The 19,936-nt window shown below is 70.0% G+C and carries 21 protein-coding genes and 1 pseudogene; 14 read left to right on the top strand and 8 right to left on the bottom strand.

Going from position 1 to position 19,936, the window contains the following annotated elements; genetic code table 11:
• Positions 1 to 3: 3 nt before the first annotated feature.
• A complete protein-coding gene (locus Aco04nite_RS31445; RefSeq protein ID WP_213000866.1) occupies positions 4 to 951 on the bottom strand; it encodes a GlxA family transcriptional regulator in 948 nt (315 codons plus the stop codon).
• A 72-nt stretch (positions 952 to 1,023) separates the two neighbouring features.
• On the opposite strand from Aco04nite_RS31445, the gene Aco04nite_RS31440 reads away from it, so the two are divergent.
• Both Aco04nite_RS31440 and Aco04nite_RS31435 read left to right on the top strand, forming a co-directional pair.
• Entirely contained in the window at positions 1,024 to 2,232 is a 1,209-nt protein-coding gene (locus Aco04nite_RS31440; protein WP_213000865.1) for an MFS transporter, read from the top strand.
• A 143-nt stretch (positions 2,233 to 2,375) separates the two neighbouring features.
• On the top strand, positions 2,376 to 2,819 hold the full coding sequence (locus Aco04nite_RS31435) for a hypothetical protein (RefSeq protein ID WP_213000864.1): 444 nt from the start codon (positions 2,376 to 2,378) through the stop codon (positions 2,817 to 2,819).
• Between the two features lie 155 nt (positions 2,820 to 2,974).
• Here the strand turns inward: Aco04nite_RS31435 and Aco04nite_RS31430 are convergent, their stop codons facing one another.
• From Aco04nite_RS31430 to Aco04nite_RS31420, 3 genes are all read right to left on the bottom strand, one after another.
• Positions 2,975 to 3,685, bottom strand: coding sequence for a cation efflux transmembrane domain-containing protein (locus Aco04nite_RS31430; protein ID WP_213000863.1), 711 nt, complete (start codon positions 3,683 to 3,685; stop codon positions 2,975 to 2,977).
• Positions 3,685 to 4,014, bottom strand: a complete 330-nt coding sequence (locus Aco04nite_RS31425) for an ArsR/SmtB family transcription factor (RefSeq protein WP_213000862.1) — start codon at positions 4,012 to 4,014, stop codon at positions 3,685 to 3,687. Before Aco04nite_RS31425 ends, Aco04nite_RS31430 begins: the two co-directional genes overlap by 1 nt.
• A 127-nt stretch (positions 4,015 to 4,141) precedes the next feature.
• Positions 4,142 to 4,687: a TetR/AcrR family transcriptional regulator gene (locus Aco04nite_RS31420; protein ID WP_213000861.1), complete on the bottom strand. Its 546-nt coding sequence runs from the start codon at positions 4,685 to 4,687 to the stop codon at positions 4,142 to 4,144.
• Between the two features lie 68 nt (positions 4,688 to 4,755).
• Between Aco04nite_RS31420 and Aco04nite_RS31415 the strand changes: the two genes are divergently transcribed.
• The 7 genes and pseudogenes from Aco04nite_RS31415 (at position 4,756) to Aco04nite_RS31385 (ending at position 13,304) form a co-directional block, all read left to right on the top strand.
• Positions 4,756 to 5,442, top strand: a complete 687-nt coding sequence (locus Aco04nite_RS31415) for an alpha/beta fold hydrolase (protein ID WP_213000860.1) — start codon at positions 4,756 to 4,758, stop codon at positions 5,440 to 5,442.
• A gap of 48 nt (positions 5,443 to 5,490) precedes the next feature.
• Positions 5,491 to 6,450, top strand: a complete 960-nt coding sequence (locus tag Aco04nite_RS31410) for a DUF1152 domain-containing protein (RefSeq protein WP_213000859.1) — start codon at positions 5,491 to 5,493, stop codon at positions 6,448 to 6,450.
• Between the two features lie 77 nt (positions 6,451 to 6,527).
• A pseudogene (locus Aco04nite_RS31405) lies at positions 6,528 to 6,773 on the top strand (VOC family protein); the annotation flags it as partial.
• Positions 6,774 to 6,880: 107 nt separating this feature from the next.
• Positions 6,881 to 8,497, top strand: a complete 1,617-nt coding sequence (locus Aco04nite_RS31400) for an ABC transporter transmembrane domain-containing protein (RefSeq protein ID WP_213000981.1) — start codon at positions 6,881 to 6,883, stop codon at positions 8,495 to 8,497.
• A complete protein-coding gene (locus Aco04nite_RS31395) occupies positions 8,494 to 10,269 on the top strand; it encodes an ABC transporter ATP-binding protein (protein ID WP_213000858.1) in 1,776 nt (591 codons plus the stop codon). The genes Aco04nite_RS31400 and Aco04nite_RS31395 overlap by 4 nt, the downstream gene beginning before the upstream one ends.
• A 129-nt stretch (positions 10,270 to 10,398) precedes the next feature.
• Positions 10,399 to 10,593 (top strand): hypothetical protein, encoded by a 195-nt coding sequence (locus Aco04nite_RS31390; protein ID WP_213000857.1) that lies wholly within the window; start codon positions 10,399 to 10,401, stop codon positions 10,591 to 10,593.
• On the top strand, positions 10,560 to 13,304 hold the full coding sequence (locus Aco04nite_RS31385; protein ID WP_244876428.1) for a helix-turn-helix transcriptional regulator: 2,745 nt from the start codon (positions 10,560 to 10,562) through the stop codon (positions 13,302 to 13,304). The genes Aco04nite_RS31390 and Aco04nite_RS31385 overlap by 34 nt, the downstream gene beginning before the upstream one ends.
• 50 nt (positions 13,305 to 13,354) lie before the next feature.
• Here Aco04nite_RS31385 and Aco04nite_RS31380 read toward each other — a convergent pair whose 3' ends face one another.
• On the bottom strand, positions 13,355 to 13,972 hold the full coding sequence (locus Aco04nite_RS31380; RefSeq protein ID WP_213000856.1) for a TetR/AcrR family transcriptional regulator: 618 nt from the start codon (positions 13,970 to 13,972) through the stop codon (positions 13,355 to 13,357).
• A gap of 90 nt (positions 13,973 to 14,062) precedes the next feature.
• Here Aco04nite_RS31380 and Aco04nite_RS31375 point away from each other — a divergent pair, with 90 nt between their 5' ends.
• Together Aco04nite_RS31375 and Aco04nite_RS31370 are read left to right on the top strand one after the other, a co-directional pair.
• Positions 14,063 to 14,923 carry an alpha/beta fold hydrolase gene (locus tag Aco04nite_RS31375; protein WP_213000855.1) on the top strand — a complete coding sequence of 287 codons (861 nt, stop codon included), beginning with the start codon at positions 14,063 to 14,065 and terminating at the stop codon, positions 14,921 to 14,923.
• A 66-nt stretch (positions 14,924 to 14,989) separates the two neighbouring features.
• A complete protein-coding gene (locus tag Aco04nite_RS31370) occupies positions 14,990 to 15,433 on the top strand; it encodes a hypothetical protein (protein WP_213000854.1) in 444 nt (147 codons plus the stop codon).
• Here the strand turns inward: Aco04nite_RS31370 and Aco04nite_RS31365 are convergent.
• Positions 15,430 to 16,125, bottom strand: coding sequence for a tyrosine-protein phosphatase (locus tag Aco04nite_RS31365; RefSeq protein WP_213000853.1), 696 nt, complete (start codon positions 16,123 to 16,125; stop codon positions 15,430 to 15,432). The two genes, Aco04nite_RS31370 and Aco04nite_RS31365, sit on opposite strands and share 4 nt — an antisense overlap.
• A 65-nt stretch (positions 16,126 to 16,190) precedes the next feature.
• On the opposite strand from Aco04nite_RS31365, the gene Aco04nite_RS31360 reads away from it, so the two are divergent.
• Both Aco04nite_RS31360 and Aco04nite_RS31355 read left to right on the top strand, forming a co-directional pair.
• A complete protein-coding gene (locus Aco04nite_RS31360) occupies positions 16,191 to 16,574 on the top strand; it encodes a hypothetical protein (protein ID WP_213000852.1) in 384 nt (127 codons plus the stop codon).
• A 67-nt stretch (positions 16,575 to 16,641) separates the two neighbouring features.
• Complete coding sequence (locus tag Aco04nite_RS31355) at positions 16,642 to 17,652, top strand: glycosyltransferase (protein ID WP_213000851.1); 1,011 nt, start codon at positions 16,642 to 16,644, stop codon at positions 17,650 to 17,652.
• A 16-nt stretch (positions 17,653 to 17,668) separates the two neighbouring features.
• Here the strand turns inward: Aco04nite_RS31355 and Aco04nite_RS31350 are convergent, their stop codons facing one another.
• A complete protein-coding gene (locus Aco04nite_RS31350; protein WP_213000850.1) occupies positions 17,669 to 18,103 on the bottom strand; it encodes an SgcJ/EcaC family oxidoreductase in 435 nt (144 codons plus the stop codon).
• 2 nt (positions 18,104 to 18,105) lie between these two features.
• Positions 18,106 to 19,074 (bottom strand): helix-turn-helix domain-containing protein, encoded by a 969-nt coding sequence (locus Aco04nite_RS31345; RefSeq protein ID WP_213000849.1) that lies wholly within the window; start codon positions 19,072 to 19,074, stop codon positions 18,106 to 18,108.
• Positions 19,075 to 19,262: 188 nt separating this feature from the next.
• On the opposite strand from Aco04nite_RS31345, the gene Aco04nite_RS31340 reads away from it, so the two are divergent.
• On the top strand, positions 19,263 to 19,898 hold the full coding sequence (locus Aco04nite_RS31340) for a hypothetical protein (RefSeq protein WP_213000848.1): 636 nt from the start codon (positions 19,263 to 19,265) through the stop codon (positions 19,896 to 19,898).
• The last annotated feature ends 38 nt before the right edge of the window (positions 19,899 to 19,936 follow it).

Below are 19,936 nucleotides of genomic sequence, written 5' to 3'. Positions count from 1 at the left end.
GCTCTAAAAAGAGGCCCGGAACGTACGCCGATAGGCGCCCGGCGTCGTCTGCAACGCATGACGGAAACGGCGGCGCAGGTTCACCGCGGAGGAGAGGCCGACCCGCTCGGCGATCGTCTCGACCGGTAGATCGGTCTCCTCCAGCAGGGCGCGGGTGCTCGCGATCCGCCGGTCGAGCAGCCACCGGCCCGGCGATGTGCCGAGCTGTTCGACGAAGTAGCGGTTCAGAGTGCGCGGTGAGACACCGGCCCTGGCGGACATGGCGTCGATGGTGAGCGGGGTGTGCAGGTTCGCGGCGATCCAGTCGAGCAGCGGAGCGATCGAATCGGGCACCGGGCCGGTTGTCGGCAGTGACGGAAACTGTCGCTGGTGGCCCTCCCGGTGCGGCGCGGCGGACAGTTGCCGTCCGATCCGCATGGCGAGCGCCGCGCCGTGGTCCCGCCGTACCTGGTTGAGGCACAGGTCGATGGTGGTGGCCGAGGCGCCGGCGGTCGCAACGTCGCCGTGGTCGGCGTACAAAATTGTCGCGTCGGCCTGGATCTTCGGGTATTGCCGCCCGAGCACACCCGTGAGCTCCCAATGGACCGCGGCCACACGCCCGTCGAGCAGTCCCAGGCTCGCCGGGACGTAGACACCCGAACAGACAGCGACAATCCGCGCGCCACGAGAATGAGCGTTTCTGACCGCATCGCCGACCGCCGCGGGCACTTCCGGTCCGGGACACCAACCCGCGATCAGGACGGTGTCGGCCTCGGCGAGCGCCTCCAGGCCGTCGTCCACCACGATGTCGAAGCCCATGGTGGTACGGACGGAGCCCGGCCGCTCGGTGCACAGCCGGAATCCGTACCGGTGGGCGATGTCGGGGCCGTGATAGCCGAACACCGCCGACGCACAGGTCACCGGGTACATCTCCAGCGTCGGCCCGACCAGGGCGACCACGCGTTCACGCATGGCAGGAATGTACCCAGCGATGTCCGGCAGGGCGCCTGCGGGCGGGTGGTGCGACGACCAGAATTGCTGATCATGCAGTCCGCTCTCGCCACCCGGCCAACGCTCTGGACCAGGGACTTCACCCTGTATTTCGCGGCCCGCGCGGTCTCGCTGCTCGGCGACGCCATGATGCCGGTGGCCACCGCGCTGGCCGTCGGCGCGGTCTACGGCGTTTCCGGCGTCGGGTACGTTCTTGCCGTCTGGACGACCCCGTTCGTCCTGCTCATCGTGTTCGGCGGAGTGTTCGCCGACCGGATCGGCGCCCGCACGATGATGGTCGGCGCCGACCTGGTCCGGGTGGTCACCCAGACGGTCGTCGCGGTCGCCTTCTTCACCGGAACGCCGCCGCTGTGGCTGCTCCTGCTCACGTCAGCGCTGGCCGGCACGGCCGCCGCGATGTTCCAGCCCGGCGTGAACGGCATGGTGCCCCTGGTCGCCCGGGACCCCCAGCGCGCCAACGGCACCCTGAAGATCGGCGACGCCGCCACCCAGCTGGGCGGCCCCGTCCTGGCCGGGCTGATGATGGCCCTCACCGGCCCCGGCACGGTCTACACCTTCGACGCCGCAACGTTTCTGGCCAGCGCCACCTGCCTGGCCCTGCTGCGCTACGCCCCGGTCGTCCTACCCCGCGACCACACCGCCACGGTGCTGCGGGACCTCCGCCGGGGGTGGGCTGAGTTCCGCTCCCGTACGTGGATGTGGTCGGTGATCGTGATCTGGGTGTTCTTCGGCCTGATCGTGTTCGGCCCGCTCATCCCGCTCGGCTCCCAGCAGATCGGCGACCGCCTCGGCGAGGCCGCATACGGCTGGGCCATGGCCGCCATGGGCACCGGCACGGTCTTCGGCGGCCTCATCGCGATCCGCTTCCGCCCGGCCCACCCCTTGGCCGCGGGGGCGATCGCGCTGACCGGGTTCGTCTGCCTGCCGTTGTCGATCGCGCTCGCCCTGCCGCTGCCAGGCCTGATGGCCGGCCACCTGATCGGCGGTACGGCATGGGCGTTCTGGTCGGTGATGTGGTCCACCAGCGTCCAGACCCTCGTCGCCCCGGACGTCCTCAACCGCGTCACGGCCTACGAAGTGGCGGGCTCGGTCTCCGGCGTCGCGGTCGGCCAGGCGCTCGCAGGCCCGGTGTCCTCCATCATCGCCCCACGCGACCTGCTCTTCCTCGCCACCGCCGTCACAGCCGCGGTATGCGCGTCGCTACTACTCATCCCCCCGATCCGCCGCCTGCGCCGCGCCTGAATTCGCCCTGCCGGTCCGCCGCCCGCCGGTGCAGTCGCGCGGCGACGGACGGCCAAACGCCCGCCGCCCGCCAGTGCGGTCACGCCGGGGACGGACAGGCCGATGGCCAGTTGCGGCCGCTGGCCGGCGGTACAGTCACGTAGGTGACGGACGGGCCGTGGGACACCTACGACCGCGACAGGTTGCAGGCCGGTTGGTCCTACCCGGTCGGGCGGACGGTCGTCGAGGCGGCACTGCGCGTCGCCGGTGTGCATCTGCTGTCGCTGGACTTCACGATGCAAGGAGGCTCCGCGACCGATCCGATTCTGCTGAGGGCTACCCGGTACCGCGACATGGGTAACACCTCCTACTACCGGACCCGCGGAACTCCCGAGCTTTCACGCTGCGTGCTCGCGCTCCACGCAGTGCCGAGCGGAGTCCGCGCCGAGGCACACGCCGCGCTCACCACCGGAGGTGGGCTGGATCGCGCCTTCGCCTGGCTTGCGGCCACCGAGTCCGCGGACCCGACGTGGCTCTACAAGTCACACAGCTGGACGGCTCGCTTGCTCAACGGCACCCTCCACGAGGCAGCAGAGGCAACCGACTGACCGCAGGGTCCCGCGTGGTCCTGCCGCTGACGGCCAGGGAGGAGAACCGGCGACCGACACAGGCCCACCCGGGGCGGCCGGTCCCGAAGTGCCCGAATCCGGTCGTGAGCAGGGCGATCAGGACCGCGCTGGTCAACCCCTCCGCGGCCGTCCGGTCATCGCTCGCCGGTGCAGCAGTCGTCGTCGCAGCCAGGCGCAGCGCTCTTCGTGGTGGCGGCAAGCGGGCCGGGTGCGCAGCAGGCGTCGCCGTGCCAGGCCTCACGGCCTTCCTTGATCGCGACGGCGGCGATGACCAGAGCGGCGATCGGGTCGGCCCAGCTCCACCCGAATAGGCCGTTGACCAGCAGCCCGATGAGCAGCACCGCGGACAGGTAAGTACAGAGCAGCGTCTGTTTCGAATCGGCGACCGCGGTGCGGGAGCCGAGCTCGCGGCCGGCGCGGCGCTGGGCGTATGACAGTCCGGGCATGACCGCCAACGACACCGCCGCGAGGACGATCCCGACGGTGGAGTGAGCGGCTTCGGCGCCGCCGAGCAGCGCACGCGCCGATTCGACGGTGACGTAGGCGGCGAGCGCGAAGAACGACATCGCGATGATCCGCAGCGCGGTCTTCTCTCGGCTCTCGGGGTCGGTGCCGGTGAACTGCCAGGCGACCGCGGCAGCCGAGGACACCTCGATGACCGAGTCGAGGCCGAACCCGATCAGCGCGGTCGAGCCCGCGGCGGTGCCGGCGCTGATCGCGATGGCGGCCTCGATCACGTTGTAGGTGATGGTCGCGGCGACCAGCAACCGAATCCGACGGGCGAGCTGGGACCGGCGCTGCGGGGCCGGCCCGGCGGGGGCCAGGGGGATCAGCGGCAGGCTCATCAGCAGCAATCCTTGTCGGCGGCGTCGGGGCAAGCAACCGGGTCGACGGCCAGGACGAGGCCCAGCAGGTCGTCGAGGGCATGCCGGATACGGGTATCGGTGAGCTCGTAGCGCGTCCGCCGGCCTTCCGGGACCGCGACGACCAGACCGCAGCCGCGCAGGCAGGCCAGGTGGTTGGACAGGTTCTGCCGGGTGACGCCGAGCAGGTCCGCCAGCTCGGCCGGGTAGCCGGGCGCCTCGCGCAGGGCGAGCAGCAACCGGGCCCGGGTGGCGTCCGACAGGGCGTGGCCGAAGCGGGCGAGGACCTGGCCGTGGGTCACTGTCTCCATGTCTCGGTCTCCATGTCTCGACGGTACATCCGATCCTGTATTCAGCGTCAAGTGAACCGTAGAGTGGGTCTGAATCCATCACGAAAAGTGGGCCGGAACCATCGGAGGCCGTCAGAATCACCCGCCTTCACTGCACAAATGTGTTCAGGAAGTCGGCGAAAGCTTTGTTCGTACGGACACTGTCGCCCGTGGCGTCGAGGTCCATGAGTAGTCCGCGGATGACCGCGAGGACCAGGGTGGCGCGCCCGGACTGATCGATACTGCGCAGGCCGTCCTCGAGCGGTCCGAGCCAGTCAGTCGTCGCGGCCCGGCGGAAGTCGGGTAGCAGTTGTTGTGCCGCGCCGTCGCGCCACTGCCCGAACATTCGGAGATAGGGCTGGCCCTCGGGACCGGTCATGAACGTCCAGGCATTCGCGAGCGTGACGGGGTACGGCTGACCGGGTCGCCCGCGTAACAGGTCACCGAACGTGGTGAGCTGGCGTTGCCTGGCGCGCTCTAGCACGGCGCGTAACAGGACGTCGCGGGTGGTGAAGTGGTAGATCAGCATGCGGGTCGAGGTGCCCGTGGCGGTGGCGAACGGTTCGAGCTTGTCGGGCAGGCCGTGGGCGAGGGCGTGGTCGGTGCACGCGTCGAGCAGCCGTTGCTTGATCTCGGGTTGTGGTTGACGGCCCATCGACGCACTTTTTCACGTAACTGCGAGTACGTCTACCGTTGAACTAAACGGCAGATGTGGAGGTCGCGATGAGAGTCGTATTCGTGCACGGGGCCTGCGTACGGGATGGGGCGTGGTGGTGGCACCGCGTGGCGGGGCTCCTGCGGGACGAGAGCGTGACGCCGGGGCTGCCGAGCTGTGGGGAGGCGGGTGTGCCGGGAGGCGCCGGTGGACCGGGGCTGGCCGAGGATGTCGCCGCGGTGCGTCAGGTGCTGGCGGACAGTGACGAGCCGACGATCGTGGTCGCGCACAGTTACGGGGGCATCGTCACGGCGGCGGCTGCTTCGGGCGTACCCTCCGTGCGGCATTTGCTGTTGATCTCCAGTTATCTGCCGGAGGTGGGGCAGAGTCTGTCCGATTTCGGTGATGGCGGCCCGGCTCCGTTCCTGGACGTCGATTCCGCGGCCGGGACGTTCGGGGTTCGCCCGGAGCTGCTGGTGGACTCTTTCCTGCAGGATTGCGACACCGACGTCCAGTCGCAGGCGGCGGATCATCTCGCGCGGCAGAGCGTGCAGGTGACCGGCCAGCCCGTGGGGGCCGCGGCCTGGCATGACATCCCCTCGACCTATCTGGTGTGCGCACAGGATCTGGGCACGCCCGCGCGCCTGCAACGCGAATACGCTCAGCGGGCCGGCCGGGTCCTCGAGCTCGACGCGGGCCACCACCCGTTCCTGTCCCAGCCCGCCGCGGTCCGGGATCTGCTGCTGTCCTTGTAGTTCGGCCTTGTAGTTCGGCCTTGTAGTTCGGCCTTGTAGCTTGGCCCAGTGCCAGGATCCTTGATCGTCCCGCCATTGTTCGCCGCCCTCGCCCCGGCACGCAACATTCTGATCGCCGGTGCGGGCGGCGGATTCGACGTGTACGCCGGACTGCCGCTCGCCCTCGCCCTGTCGGACAACGGCGCGCAGGTGCACCTCGCGAGCCTGTCCTTCTCCGAGCTCGTCCTGCTCGACCGCGCGGACTGGATCGCGGAGAACGTCGCCGCCGTCACCCCGGCCACGACCAGCACCGACTGGTACTTCCCCGAACGGACACTCGCCCGCTGGCTGGCATCCAAAAACCTGCCCTCCACGGTGTACGCGTTCCCGCCGCTGGGCGTCGAACGACTGCGCGACGCCTACCGCCACCTGATCGAAACGTTGCACATCGACGCGGTGGTCCTCGTCGACGGCGGCACCGACATCCTCCTGCGCGGCGACGAGAGCAACCTCGGCACCCCGGTCGAGGACATCACCAGCCTCGCCGCGGTCGCCGGCCTCGACGTCCCGGTAAAACTGGTCACCAGCCTGGGTTTCGGCATCGACGCCCACGACGGCGTCAACCACGTCGAGGTCCTGGAGAACCTCGCCGCCCTCGACCGCGACGGCGGCTACCTGGGCGCTCTGTCGATCCCGGGCGACAGTGGCGAGGCCGAGCTCTATCGGGAGGCGGTCGCCCACGCCCAGGCCGCGACCCCGGACCGCCCCAGCATCGTCCACGGCCAGATCGCCGCGGCCACCGCCGGCGCCTTCGGAGACATCAACTTCACCCGGCGTACCCACGGCAGCACTTTGTTCGTGAATCCGTTGATGGCGATGTACTTCACGGTCGACCTGGACAAACTCGCCGCCCGCTGCCTCTATCTCGACCGGATCGAGAACACATGGGGGCGGCCGCAGGTGACCCGGCGAATCACCGCGTTCCGCGAGGAGATCTCACCCCGCATCCCGCGCCAGTATCCCCATTGACCTCAATCAGGGTTCAACGAGGACAGTGGCCACCGGTCACGAGGAAGGAGCTGGTTGATGATCGACCCTGCGGCACCGATGCCGCTTGGCATCTGGAACTGGTCGGCGGCCCGCAGCTGACAGTCCCGCCCACACCGACCATTGAGGATCTGCTCGTGATCTACCTGGCCGGGCCGGTGGACGAATCCCTGATGGCCCGGCTCGAGGAGCACGGTGGCCGACGGGTTTCCCAAGGTCAGTACTGGGATCGATGGGGCGTCACCGTAGAGGACCCCGACGGGTACCGCCTGGTGCTGTCCACCCGATCCTGGAGCAGTGCCTGAGGGCGGTAGGCTTCCGCATGGTCGAGACGTACGCCCCGCCCCGGCTCAACGACATTCGTACGCCCGGCCGGTACCTCCTGTGGCTGGCGCGATGTCAGCCCGCACGCATTGTGGCGGGGGCGTTCCTCGGCACCACCTGGATGATCGGGTTGATCGTTCCGCCGTGGCTGTTGTCCGAGGCGGTTGATCAGGGCCTCATCCCCGGTGATTACGGGCGGCTGGTCGAATGGGTTGCCGCGCTGGTCGGGGTGGGCGTGCTCACCGCGTACCTGTCGATCATGCGGCATCGGACCATGACCCGTGTCCGGATGGATGGCGCCTTTCGCACCGTGACCGCGGTCAACCGGCATGCCACCGTGCTCGGGGCGACCCTGGCGCGGCAGGTGACCAGTGGTGAGGTGGTCACGATCGGGATCGGTGATGTCGGGGCGGTTGCCGGGGCGTTGACGATGACCGGTCCGGGTTTCGGGGCCCTGGTTGCGTACGGGGTCGTCGCGGTTCTGCTCTTCACGATCTCGCCGCTGCCGGCGGTCATCGTCCTGGCCGGCGTGCCGATCCTGGCGGGCGTGGTCGGGCCGCTGCTCAGACGGCTGAACCACACCGGGGCCGCGTACCGGCAGCAGCAGGGTGTCACGACCGCGCAGATCGTCGATGTCGTTGCCGGGTTGCGTGTGCTCAGCGGGCTCGGCGGCAAGGACGTCTTCGCGCGGCGCTATCGGGCGGGCTCGGCCGTGCTGCGGGCCGAGGGGTATCGCCTCGGCGCGGTGTCCAGCTGGATCGCGGCGTGTGGCGTCGGTCTGCCCGCGGTGTTCCTCGCGGTCGTGACGTGGATCGCGGCGCGGATGGCCGCGCAGGGGACGATCCAGCCGGGCGAACTGGTGGCCGTCTACGGGTACGCCGGGCTTCTGGTCATCCCTGTGTTCCAGTTCATCGAAGCAGGGGAGTCGCTCAGCCGGGCGCTGGTGGCGGCGAGCCGCATCGTGCGTTTCCTCAATCTGACACCGGGTCGTACGGCCGGCACCGGCACGGCACCGCTCGATCCGTCGGAGCTGCACGACCCGGTGTCCGGCGCCCGGATCGCGCCCGGGGAGTTCGTGGCACTCGTCGCCGCACGCACGGCCGAGCCCGCTGCCGTCATCGAGCGCCTCGGCGGATTCGCGAGCTCGGAGGCGACCTGGGGTGGCGTGCGGCTCGACGCGATCGACGGAGAGGAACTCCGGCGCCGGATCGTGGTCGCGGACAACGACGCGTACCTGTTCGCCGGGGTCTTCAGGGATGTCCTGGGTGGAGCTGATGATGATCGTGTGATGACCGCGGTGGATGCCGCGGCGGCGAGGGACGTGGTGGAGGGGCTGCACGATGGCCTGGACGCGCGGATCCGTGGCCAGGCCGTGAACCTTTCCGGCGGTCAACGGCAGCGGGTGCGCCTGGTCCGCGCACTGCTCGCCGATCCGGAGATACTGCTCGCGGTGGAACCGACGTCGGCCGTCGACGCGCACACCGAGGCCGCGATGATCGACGGGCTGCGACGTGCCCGTTCGGGTCGCACCACCGTGGTCACGACGACGTCGCCGCTGATCCTCGGGCGGGTCGACCGGGTGGTGTTCCTGGTCGACGGCGTGGTCGCCGCTGCCGGGACGCACTGCGATCTGCTTGCCGGCCACTCGGGCTACCGCACCGTGGTGGCGCGTACCGCCGGCGACGCCACGGAGGCGTTGCGATGACGATGCCGGTCGCCGATTCCCGTCAGGTGTGGCGCGCCGCCGGCCGGTTGGTCAGGCCGGAGCGTGGTCCGGTCGCCGTCGTGCTCGCGCTGAACGGGCTCGCCGCGAGCGCCGGTCTGCTCGGGCCGTGGCTGCTGGGGCGGATGCTCAACGCCATCACCGGCGCGCACGACACCGCACAACGGCACGCCGCGGTCGGGACCGTCGACCGGATCGCCGTGGTGATCCTCGCGATGGCGGCCGTGTCGATGGTGCTCACCCGCTACGCGCGGCTGGTGGCGTTCCGGTTCGGAGAGCGGACAGCGGCACGGGTCCGCGAGGAGTTTCTCGACCGTACGCTCGCGTTGCCCGCTGTCGCTGTCGAGCGGGCATCGGCCGGCGATCTGACCGCCCGCGCCACCACCGACGTCTCGACCGTGGCCTCCACGCTGCGCGACGCCATGCCCGACGTCCTGATCTCGTTGGTGCAGGTGCTGGTCATCATCGTCGCGGTGGTGCTGCTGGACCCGATTCTCGGGGCATGTGGCGTTGTCAGCCTCGCCGGCACCTGGGTGGCGGCCCGTTGGTATCTGCGGCGTGCCCGTGCGGCCTACCTCGACGAGGGTGCCGCCAGCTCGATTCTCGCCGAGGAGCTGACCGCGACCGCCGCCGGAGCCCGGACGGTGGAGACACTGTCGCTGGCACGGCGCCGCATCACCGCCGTCGACGAGGCGGTCGCCGGGTCACGGCGGGCACGGCTGCGGACGCTCGGGCTGCGTACCGTGCTGTATCCGGCGGTTGACATCTCCGCCATCCTCCCGGTCGCCGCCGTGCTGCTGATCGGTGGCGCCTTCTATCATCGATCGGATATCGGTACGGTCGTCGCGGCCGCGCTCTACCTGCGCCAACTGATCGCGCCGCTGGAAGTCGTGCTGATGTGGATCGAGGAGCTGCAGAGCAGCAGCGCCTCGTTCGCGCGCGTCGAAGGTCTGGCCGTTCTCGCCGAGCCCGGTCCGGTGACGGATGCCGAACCGGCCGACGACCGCATCGCCGTCACAGACGTCCGGTACGCCTATGACCAGGGCCGCCGACCTTCCCCGCGGTGGGAAAGCCAGGTAGAGGCAAGGGACGTGCTGCACGGCATCGACCTCACGGTGCGGCCCGGTGAGCGGCTCGCGGTCGTCGGCGCCTCCGGCGCGGGTAAGTCGACGCTCGGGCGTCTGCTTGCCGGCATCGACCGGCCGCGTACCGGTACGGTCACCGTCGGCGGCGTGCCGATCGCGGACCTCGGGCCCGAACGGCTGCGGGAGCAGGTCGTCCTCGTGACGCAGGAGTACCACGTCTTCCACGACTCGATCCGCGGCAATCTGCTCATCGCATGCCCCGGGGCAACCGATGCGCACCTGCGTGCGGCCCTCGACACGGTCGGAGCGCAGTGGGCCGGCGACCTCGACACCCTGGTCGGAGGTGACGCGCAGACTCTCGACGGCGCGCAGGCACAGCAGCTCGCGCTGGCCCGGGTCATCCTCGCCGACCCGCACACGGTCATCCTGGACGAGGCGACCGCGCTGCTGGACCCGGCGTCGGCACGTCACACCGAGCACGCGCTCGCCGCGGTGCTCGAAGGCCGTACCGTCATCGCGATCGCCCACCGCCTGCAGACCGCGCACGACGCCGACCGGGTCGCTGTGATGGATGCCGGCACGGTGAGCGAACTCGGCACGCACGACGAACTCGTCGCGGCCGGCGGCACGTACGCGGCCCTGTGGCGCTCCTGGCACCAGCAAGCCTAGGTATACCTAGACGCCTGCCGGCCCGGCCTAAACCTCGCTGACCAGCGAAGATAGGCAAACGCTTCCGATGTGACCGCCCCCCTCGCGGCAGAGGATCGATACATCACCTGCCGATGAGGGAGACACACAATGTTGCTTCACCCGGACATGATGCTGGCGCTGGCGAACGAGCACCACCGCGCGCTGATCGTCGAGGCCGACCAGCGCAGGCTGCTGAACCTGGCCCGGCGGGTGCGCCGGGCCGGGAAAGACCCGGCCGTTCGTCAGCAGCGCGCCGGTACCCTGGCGCCGTGCGAAACATCCGCGGCGGTGCCAGCCCGATGATGATCGGCCGCGAGAGCGAGCTGCGCCGGCTGACGCAGCTCGCCGCCTCGCACGAGCCCGCGGTGGCGATCATCGCGGGGGAGCCGGGGATCGGGAAGACGCGGCTGGTGCAGGAGTTGCTGGCGGGGCTGCCGGCCGAAACGGTGGTGCTGGTCGGGCGGGCGGAGCCCGGGTCGCTGTCGCGGCCGTACGAGGTGCTCCTCGACGCCGTCGACGGTCATCCTGAGGTCGACGACGCGCAGTTGGCGGCGCTCGCGGACCCGCAGCGCAGCCCGGTCGAGCGGTTGCACACCGGGCTCGCGATCCTGACCGAGCTGGTCGGCGACTCCCCGGCGGTGATCGTCTTCGAGGATCTGCACTGGGTCGACTCGGAGAGCGCGGCGCTGTTCGAGCGGATCGCTGACCGGCGGGGGCCGCGGCTGCTCGTCGGGACGTACCGATCGGACGAGGTTTCCCGACGCCGGCCGGTGGCCGGGCTGCTCGCCCAGATGGAGCGGCGGCATGCCGTCACCCACGTGCGCCTCGACCGGCTCACGCCTGCGCAGACCGCGGCCATGCTGGCGGCCGCGACCGGCGGTCCGGCGCCGTTGCGTGCGGCGACCGCGCTGCACCACCGCACCGGCGGCAACCCGTTCTTCCTGGAGGAACTGCTGCGGGCCCTTCCGGGGTACGACGTGGAGGCGCTCGTCGAGCAGCCGTTGCCGTGGAGCCTCGCGGACGTGCTGCGCCGGCAGGTCGACGATCTCGACCCCGTCAGCCACCGCATCGTCGAGGCGGCGACCGTGCTTGGCCATCGCATCCCGTTCGACCTGCTGGCCGAGGTGACCGGTGCGGGGGAGGACGAGCTGATCGCGGTGCTGCGCGACCTGGTGACCCGGGGTGTGCTGCTCGAGTCCGGTGAGGACGAGTTCGCGTTCCGGCACGCGCTGGTGCGCGAGGCGATCGCCGACCAGATGCTCGGACGCCAGCGCCGCAGGCTGCACGAGATCGCGCTCGACGTACTGCTGAAAAAGGACTCCGACCCGGCGATGGTCGCGCATCACGCGCGAGGCGCCGGACGGTACGACGACCTGGTCGCCGCCGCCCGCCGGGGTGCCGTGCTCTACCTGTCGATCGGCTCCGCGTACCAGGCCCTGCAGCTCGCCGAGATGGGCCTCGACGAGCAGCCCGACGACACCGGCCTGCTGGCCTCCGCGGCCCGCGCGGCGTGGCTGGCCGGGCTGCTGGACGACGCGCTGCGCTACGGCCGGCGCTGGCGGGACCTCGCCGGCACCACCACCGACCGCGCCGAGTCGCTGTACCTGCTGGTCCGCATCGCCTGGGAGTCCCGCGAGACCGGCGAGATGCAGACGCTGACGCAGGAGATCGAGACGCTGATCGCGCAGCTCCCGCCCGGCGCCGAGCAGGCCCGCGCGATGACCGCCATCGCCCAGTCGACCTACTTCCGCGACGAACCCGAGGCGTCGGTGCTCTGGTCCGACCGGGCTTTGGTGCTGGCTGAGAAGTTCAACCTGCCGTCCGTACGCCTGGCAGCGCTGGTCGAGAAGGGTTCCGCACTCATCGAGCGGCCGACCACCGCCGCCACGGGACGCACAATCCTCGCCGGCCTCGTCGACGAGGCCGAGGAGGCGGGGGAGTGGGTGCTGGCCGCCCGCGCCCTCAACGTCCTCGTGCACGGCGAGCCACCGACCTCGCAGGCCGAGCACGCCGAAACCCTGGAACGGATGCGCGTCGACGCCGAACGCGCAGGCTTCGAATCCCTCTCCGTGGCGACGTACTTCCAGGGCCGCGCCCGGCTCGCCATGTGGGCCGGCGACCTGCGCGCCGCGATCGCCGCCCTGGAGGAGGGACGCGAGCAGGACCGCAGCTACCGGCGACGCGGTCGCTGGGCCGACTACCACGGCTTCTTCCTGGCCGGGCTCTACCTGGAGGCCGGCGAGCTGGACCGCGTCGAACAGGTCATCGCCGACCTCGCGACACTGCCCCACAACCCGCCGAGCGCCATTCCCGGCCTCACGTTTCACCTCGCCTGCCGCCGCGGTGACCCCCCGCTCGCCGAGACGATCCTGGACGAGTTCCTCACCGCCCTGCAGGAGCAGACCTGGCGCGCCGGCGACCACGCCCACGACCTGATCTCCGCCGCGCTCGAGGCCGGCCTGCCCGCACACCGCCTCGACCAGATGGCCGCCGCACTGCTCGACCCACACACGTGGGACGCCTACCGGACGCTGGTCGAGGCCCAGCTCGCGTCGGCGCACGGCCGCCACGCCGAGGCGCTGACCGGGTACCTATCCATCGTGGACGCACATACCCTTGCCCCGGCGACGCGCGGCACGGCCCGGGTCGGTGCCGCCCACTGCCTGCTCGCCACCGACCGCCGCGAGGAAGCGGCCGCCCAGGCGGAAGCTGCCGGCTTGCTCCTGGCCGGGTGGCGCGGCTGGCGGGTGGCGCAACTCGACCACGTACGCGCCCGGCTCGGCATGGCTCCTGCCGACGCCGAACCCGCGGTCACCGGCCTGGCCGCGCTGACACCGCGCGAGCGCGAGGTCGCCGTACTGATCAGCGACGGCCTCACCAACACGGACCTGGCCCGCCGCCTCTACATCTCCCCCAAAACCGCCGCGGTCCACGTCTCGAACATCCTGCGCAAGCTCGGCGTCTCGTCGAGGACCGAGGTGGGCGACGCCGTCGGCCGGCACGGCGTACTTTGACCTCATGAGAAGCCCGGACCGGATGCTGTTCGGCGACGTCCTGGGGAGTCTCATGGCGATGAGTGGATCGAGGCCGGACGAAACACCCGGTCGAGGTGGGTATCGATGAGGGTCAGTGCCTCGGCCGGACTGTAGAGGCCGACGAGAATCGGCCCTACCAGGCCCTGGGTGAGGAAATAGAGCGTAGGTGCCGCCACGTCGGGATCGACTCCGTCGCGTAATTCGTTCAACCGGGACGCCTCGCGGAAGTTGGCGACCGACACCCTGAGGATGCGTCCGTATCCGTCGCGAAGCTGCTCGGCATACGTCGGCGTGACAGTCGCGGCGGAGAAGAACGCGATGTTCACACAGGCTTCTTCGCGGCCGGCCGGGTCGACCGGGAGCATCACCGCGGTGGCGGCACGCAGGAGATCGCGGCGGGTGGGCTCACGCAGAGCGGCGACGGCGGCCTGAAGCCGGTTCATGACGCGTTCGCGCATGTGAGCCAGCGCGAACGACAGCATCTGCTGCTTGGTGGGGAAGTAATGCTGCACGGTGCCCATCGAGACGCCGGCCTGCTCGGCGACGTCACGCAGGCTCACTGCTTCGAACCCTCGCGTGCTGATGACGGCGAAGACCGCTTCGGACAGGAGGCGGCGGCGCTGTTCGTGATCGACCTGCTTGGGCACCCGCCGAATCTATCTCATGCGAACGCATTGCCTCGGATGCGTGCTGAGCGTTACCATGCGATCGCATTATAAAATTTCCGGGAGGTCGGCATGGGCATCGAGTACGCCGTGAACGGGGACGTCAAGATCGCTTACGAGACCTTCGGCACGGCCGGTGAGCCGCTGCTGCTGGTTCTGGGACTGGACTATCAGATGGTCTGGTGGCCCGACGCGTTCTGCGAGCGCCTCGTCGAAGCGGGCTATCACGTAGTCCGCTACGACAACCGGGACACCGGCCTGTCCACCCATTACCCGCAGCCGGCGGACGGCAGCCCGTGGCGTGCGCTGCTCGGCGGCACCCGTCCCCTCTACACGATCGCCGACATGGCCGCCGACGGGCTCGCGGTGATGGACACCCTCGGCTGGCCCGGAGCTCACGTCCTGGGCGGCACGTCGGCGATCGCGCAGGCCATGGCGCTGCTGCACCCCGGGCGGGTCCGCGGACTCACGCTCTGCATGAGCAGCCCGGCCACCGCGGGAGTTCTGCGGAGCCTGAGCTATCTCAAGCTCGGCGTCTTCCGCGCATTCCGTAAGCTTCCCAAGGCGACCACGCCCGAGCAGGAGATCGACAATCTTGTCGCGATCAACCGGGTGCAGGCCTCGCCCGGGTACCCGTTCCCGGAGAATTGGATCCGCGAAGCGGCGACGCTCAGCCACACCCGCGCGCCACGTGACCCGCGCACCACCCAGCGGCACCTCGCCGCCGGCCGAGCCGTGAAGCTGCCGCCGCTGTCCGGTATAACCGCGCCCACCCTGGTCGTCTCAGGCGCCGACGATCCGATGCTCAAGCCGCGCGCCGGCCGTGACCTGGCCGCCCAGATCCCCGGCGCGCAGTTCGTGGAATACCCGGGCGTCGGCCACGACTGGCCCGAAGGCATTTGGGATGACGTCATCGCCCGCATGCCGCGCTGACACCGGATCGCTCTGCTGAGCCCCGGCGGCCTCATCCTGCCGGTCATAGCGGGATAGGTTGCTGGGATGAGTCTTCTTGATGATGTGGCTGTGCGTGACGGCTGGCGGTGCTGGGTCTGTGATGAGCCCGTTGACGCGGACATGTCGGTGAACGATCCGCGGGGGCCGAGCGTTGACAGCCGGACAGCGGACAAGAAGGCCAAGATCCCTGAGCGGCTCGCCCATCGGGCGTGCAACACGCGCAAGGGGGCGGTCAAGGTAGTGATCGCCTGGCCCGATCGGTTGAACGTCGTGGAGCCGGCGCCGCTGATCACCGTTGCCGATCGGCTCGAGCGTAAGGGCGGGCGTGAGCTGGTCGCACGGTGCCCGGGCAAGAAGGACGCGCAGGAGGCCGCGGACTGGCTGGTCGACCGGTTCTCGCGGCTGGCGCCCGGGCTGCCGGTCACCGCGAGCGTCGAACCGGGCGGTGGGCAGTTCCTCGTCGCCCTGGCCGCGGGCCGTAAACGCTAAGCAAGAAGCCGGCCGCGTACGGCCCGCAAGGTCTCGTCGGTCAGGCCCGCTTCCCGCAGGAGTTTCTCTATGTCGATGGTGGCGAGAAGCTCCTGCAGGACGGCGGTGATGGTGGTGCCGCGGGTGGCCAGGCGGGCGGCGATCGGGGCATCGTCGAAATGGCGGCGGAGGCGTTCCTCGCTCAGTTCGTAGTCGGCGGCGATCGACGGTGAGTCGACGCCGGCGAGGGCGAGGAGAAGGAGCGCGACCAGGCCCGTACGGTCACGGCCGATTCCGCAGTGGATGACCACACCGCCGGGCTCGGCCCGGGCGACCGCGGTGAGGGCCGCGGCGCAGCGCTCTGCCTTGTGCGTGAGGAACGGCCGGTAGTAGAGCGGGGTGCCGTCGATGTCGTCATCGATGCAGCGGTACCAGAAGCCGGTGTCCGCGTTGTCATCGAGCGGGACGTGAACGACGGTGACACCGGCCGGCCGGTCGGCCGTCAGCGAGCGTTCGTCATCCTCGCGCAGGTCGACCACGGTCCGGATGCCGTGGGCGTGCAGCGCGGCCCAGCCCTGCGGCGTGAGCCGGTCGAGGCTGTCCGCGCGCACCACCGCACCCCAACGGGTGACGCCTCCGTCCGCGGTCGGCAGGTTGCCGAGGTCGCGGATGTTGAGGCACCCTGCCCAGTCGAGATGCCGTTCGCCCGTCACCCGGCGAAGTCTATCGATGGCATGCTCTTTAGTCGTTCTTAAGCGCGGTCGGGTGCAGTGATGACATGAGAATTCGAGCTGTTGTGGTGGGTGTGACCGCGGTGGCGGCGCTGGCGTTGACCGGGTGCGGCACGGACGCCGGTGGCGGTGGCGCGGTGGCGGGGGACAAGGCCGCGGTGGCCAAGGACGACGGCGTTGACGTGGCGAACGCGCCCATTTCGGCTGACGAGCTCTGTGCGTACCTCAAGAAGGAACTTCCCGGGGTCAGGAAGCAGGGTTCCGAGATCGGGGCGATGGCGCAGCTGACCATGGGCATCGCCGACCTCTACGGCGACCATCTGGACCAGCTGGACGGCGACGTGCTCGACGCCCAGGCCGTGCAGACCTGCCCGGAGACCCGCGACGAGCTCGTCAAGGCAGCGGGGGTGAAGAGTCTCGGCGACCTCTGAGCGCTTGCTGCCATCCTCCGCGACCAGTGCCGCTCAGGGCGGGGAGCAACCGGCCGAACAGGAAAAAGTGACCGGATTGCTCCTCGCTGCTGTCGTGATCGTCCGGGACGAGGCGGAGATGCTCCCCGCCTGTCTGGATTCCCTTGCCGGTGTGGCGGATGTGATCCGGGTGCACGACACCGGCTCGCAGGACGGCACCCCGGAGATCGCCGCCCGCCACGGTGCCGTGGTCACCCACGGCGCGTGGACCGACGACTTCGCCGCCGCCCGCAACGAGGCCGTCCGGGGCGAGACCGCCGAGTGGGTCCTCGCCCTCGACGCGGACCACCGGGTCATCGCGGACCCGGGACGGCTGCGTGAACTGCTCGCCACCACCCGCGACGTGCTGCGGGTCGAGGTCGACGACGCGCATCACGCCAGCCCGTACCGGCAATTCGAGACCCGCCTCTATCGGCCGCGGGCCGTGCAATGGTCGGGCCGGGTTCATGAGCGACTGGTACGCCCGGACGGGACCCCGCCCCCGAAAGCGAAACTCCCCGCCGACGTGATCCAACTCCACCACCTCGGCCACGCGACCCACGCCGACCGCATCCGCCGAGCCGAGCGCAACCTCGCCCTGGCCCAGCGCACCCTCGACGAACTGGCCGCGCAGGGCCCGGCAGCCGATCGCAGGCGCATCGCCCGGACCCTGCTCGAAATCGGCCGCGACTGCGCCGCAGCCGAACACAAACAACAGGCCGTCGACACGTACGAAACGTTGCGCGAGCTGTTCCCGCAAACGCCCGAATGGTCGCAGGCCACCGACGGCCTAGCCCGGATCCTCCTGGCGAACGGCTACGACAAGGCCTGCCTCGTCCTGGTCGAGCAGCTGCGGCTGGCCGGCGTGCTCCCCGCGTACTGTGACTGGCTGGCAGCGCAGGCAATCACCCAGCTCGGCGATCCCCACCTGGCCGCCGAAATGCTCGCCGGCATCACCGACGTTATCGACACCGCCGGCCGCCGCAGCGACCCATCAGCCCTCCACGAGGTCCGCACCCTCGTCAACCGCCTGCGAACCCTGACCCCCGCCAGCGGCTGACCAGCCGGCGGTTCGGCTATTCGCCGGCCAGAGTCTCGAGGGCTGCCATGCTCGCGAGGGAGAGCAGACGAGCGTTCTCGAGGGCTGCGACCACCCAGCGGTCGTCCCGCCACACCACGACGAAGAGCTGCATGGAGAAGCGGGTGGACGGCGGTTCGTCCTCACCGGGCATGAGGATCCCGACGCGGCTGTGCACGACGCCGGTGCCGGGGCTGACGATCCGGGCGAAGTGCACCTCGCCCCGAACCAGCTGGGAGCCTTTCATCACCGTGCCGAGGAGCTCCTCGTGAGCCGCGATCGCATCCGCGCGGCTCCGGTAGATGGTTCCCTCGAGCTCCGCGAAAAGGACGTCCTCGGCCAAGTCGGCGAAGAAACCGGCGGTGTCCCCGCGGTTCCACGCTTCGTACATCCGGAAGGGGATGGCGCTAATCGCCTCGATCGACTGTTCCATGATCACCTTTCAGGGTTTCTGTGGCCTCCATCCTCACCAGCCCCGGCGGCGGGCGCCTTGACATCGGGCGCACGGTTACCGGACTTCAGCGCCATCGGGTTGTAGCCGTACGTCGCCGTGAAGAGCCGGCTGAAGTACGCCGGGTCAGCGAAGCCCCACCGCGCGGCGACAGCCGTGACCGTACGATCACCCCGCGCCAGATCAGCGCGGCACCGCTCCAGCCTGCGCCGGCGGATGAGGGCCGCCACCGACGCCGGCTGATCCTCGAAGAGCCGGTGCAGGCGGCGTACGGAAATGTGGTGTGCCGAGGCGAGCACGGCCGGGGCCAGCTCCCGGTCGGACAGCCGCGCCTCGATGTAACCGAGAATGCGGGCCCGCAGTTCCTCGTCGGGGCCCGGGCGTGCCTCGCCACCCAGCTGGGCTTCCAGCGTCACCGAGATCAGTTCGATGACCGCGGCGGCTGACCGCTCCGCCTGGCCGACCCGGAATCCACTCAGCGAGCGGACCATGTCTCGCGCCAGCGAGGACACCAGGGCCCCCGGACCACGATCACCCATGATGCGTACGCCGGCCAGGCGAGCAGCGTCGCCCGCGCGGAGCCGCAACTCCTTACGGGGCACCAGGATGCTCACGTGTGTGGAGGCGCTGCTGGCGAACCGGACCGGCCGCGCCGGATCGACGAGAACCAGATCGGTCGGCCCGAGATCGGCGGCGCCACGGCCCTGCTCGACCCGCGCCCGCCCCCGCACCATCAACTCGATCTGCCACCACTCCTCGTCAGCGGAGCGGCTGGACCGCGCGTCCCGGAAGCACTCACCCTCCGGCGTGACCAGCTCGATCACCTTGAGCGATCCGAGGTCACGCGACACGATGCCGGCCCGGAATTCCCCCTGGTCGTGCCGCCCGCTGCGCACCGGCGGCAGCCCGCTGGCCGTCAACGCCTCCTGAAAAGTTTCGATATCGGTGACCACACGCCGACGTTAGCGCCGCCTGGCGCGCACATCGAACGCAGAAGGAGACTCAACGGGTGACCCGGGCGAGCATGCCGATGCCATCGCACGTCAGCAGGCGGCCCGTCCGGAGGTTCCCGGCTGTGCGCACTGCCCAGTCGTAAGGCGTCGCGGGCAGATCGGGCTAGAGTTCGGTTATGGGTGGATTTATGGCGGTCTCGGCCTTCCGGACGCAGGATGCCGACGGCGTTCTGGCAGCTGCCGAGAGGTTCTTCATCGGCCGGGGTTGTTCGGTTGAACGGATCGGTCCAGCGACGCCGGAGAACGAAGCGCTGCAGGTCTTCCGCCCGGTGGACGGCTGGACGGTGGTGTTGTGGCCGAACTGGTTCAGCGCCACGGCCCTGGCCCAGGCGATCGCGGCCGACCTGCACTGCCTTGCCAGCGACATCGACGTCTACGACGGCGATCTCTGGAACCACAGGCTCGTGCGCGACGGAAAGATTCTGGACCAGTTCTGCTCCGTGCCGGACTACTTCACCGACGACCCCGCTGAGATCGAACGCTTCGCGGGTCGTCCGGATCTGGTCGCAGCGGAGGTCGGACGGCCGATCGAGCAGATTTCCCCATACTTCGTCCGCGTTGTCGAGGACGAGGACGAGGACGACGTGTCGCCGGTGGGGAAGGCGTTTCCCAATGATCAGAGCGAGATCGCGGACCCCGACGTGCTCTTCGATTTCTGGCGCCGCCTGGGTGTGCACTATCCGCACGATCTTCTTGCGGGGATCGGTGGTCTGCGCCTGGCCGGCGAATGGCGCCCGCGCTCGCAACCGATGACACCTGCCTGACCGAATCGACGTGCATGACGCGCTTTCCCCCTCTCGCG

The sequence above is a fragment of the Winogradskya consettensis genome (assembly GCF_018332715.1).
GTDB classification, from domain to species: domain Bacteria; phylum Actinomycetota; class Actinomycetes; order Mycobacteriales; family Micromonosporaceae; genus Actinoplanes; species Actinoplanes consettensis.
The sequence above is the reverse complement of the archived record's forward strand: the minus strand, read 5'-3'. Positions and strand labels throughout refer to the sequence as shown.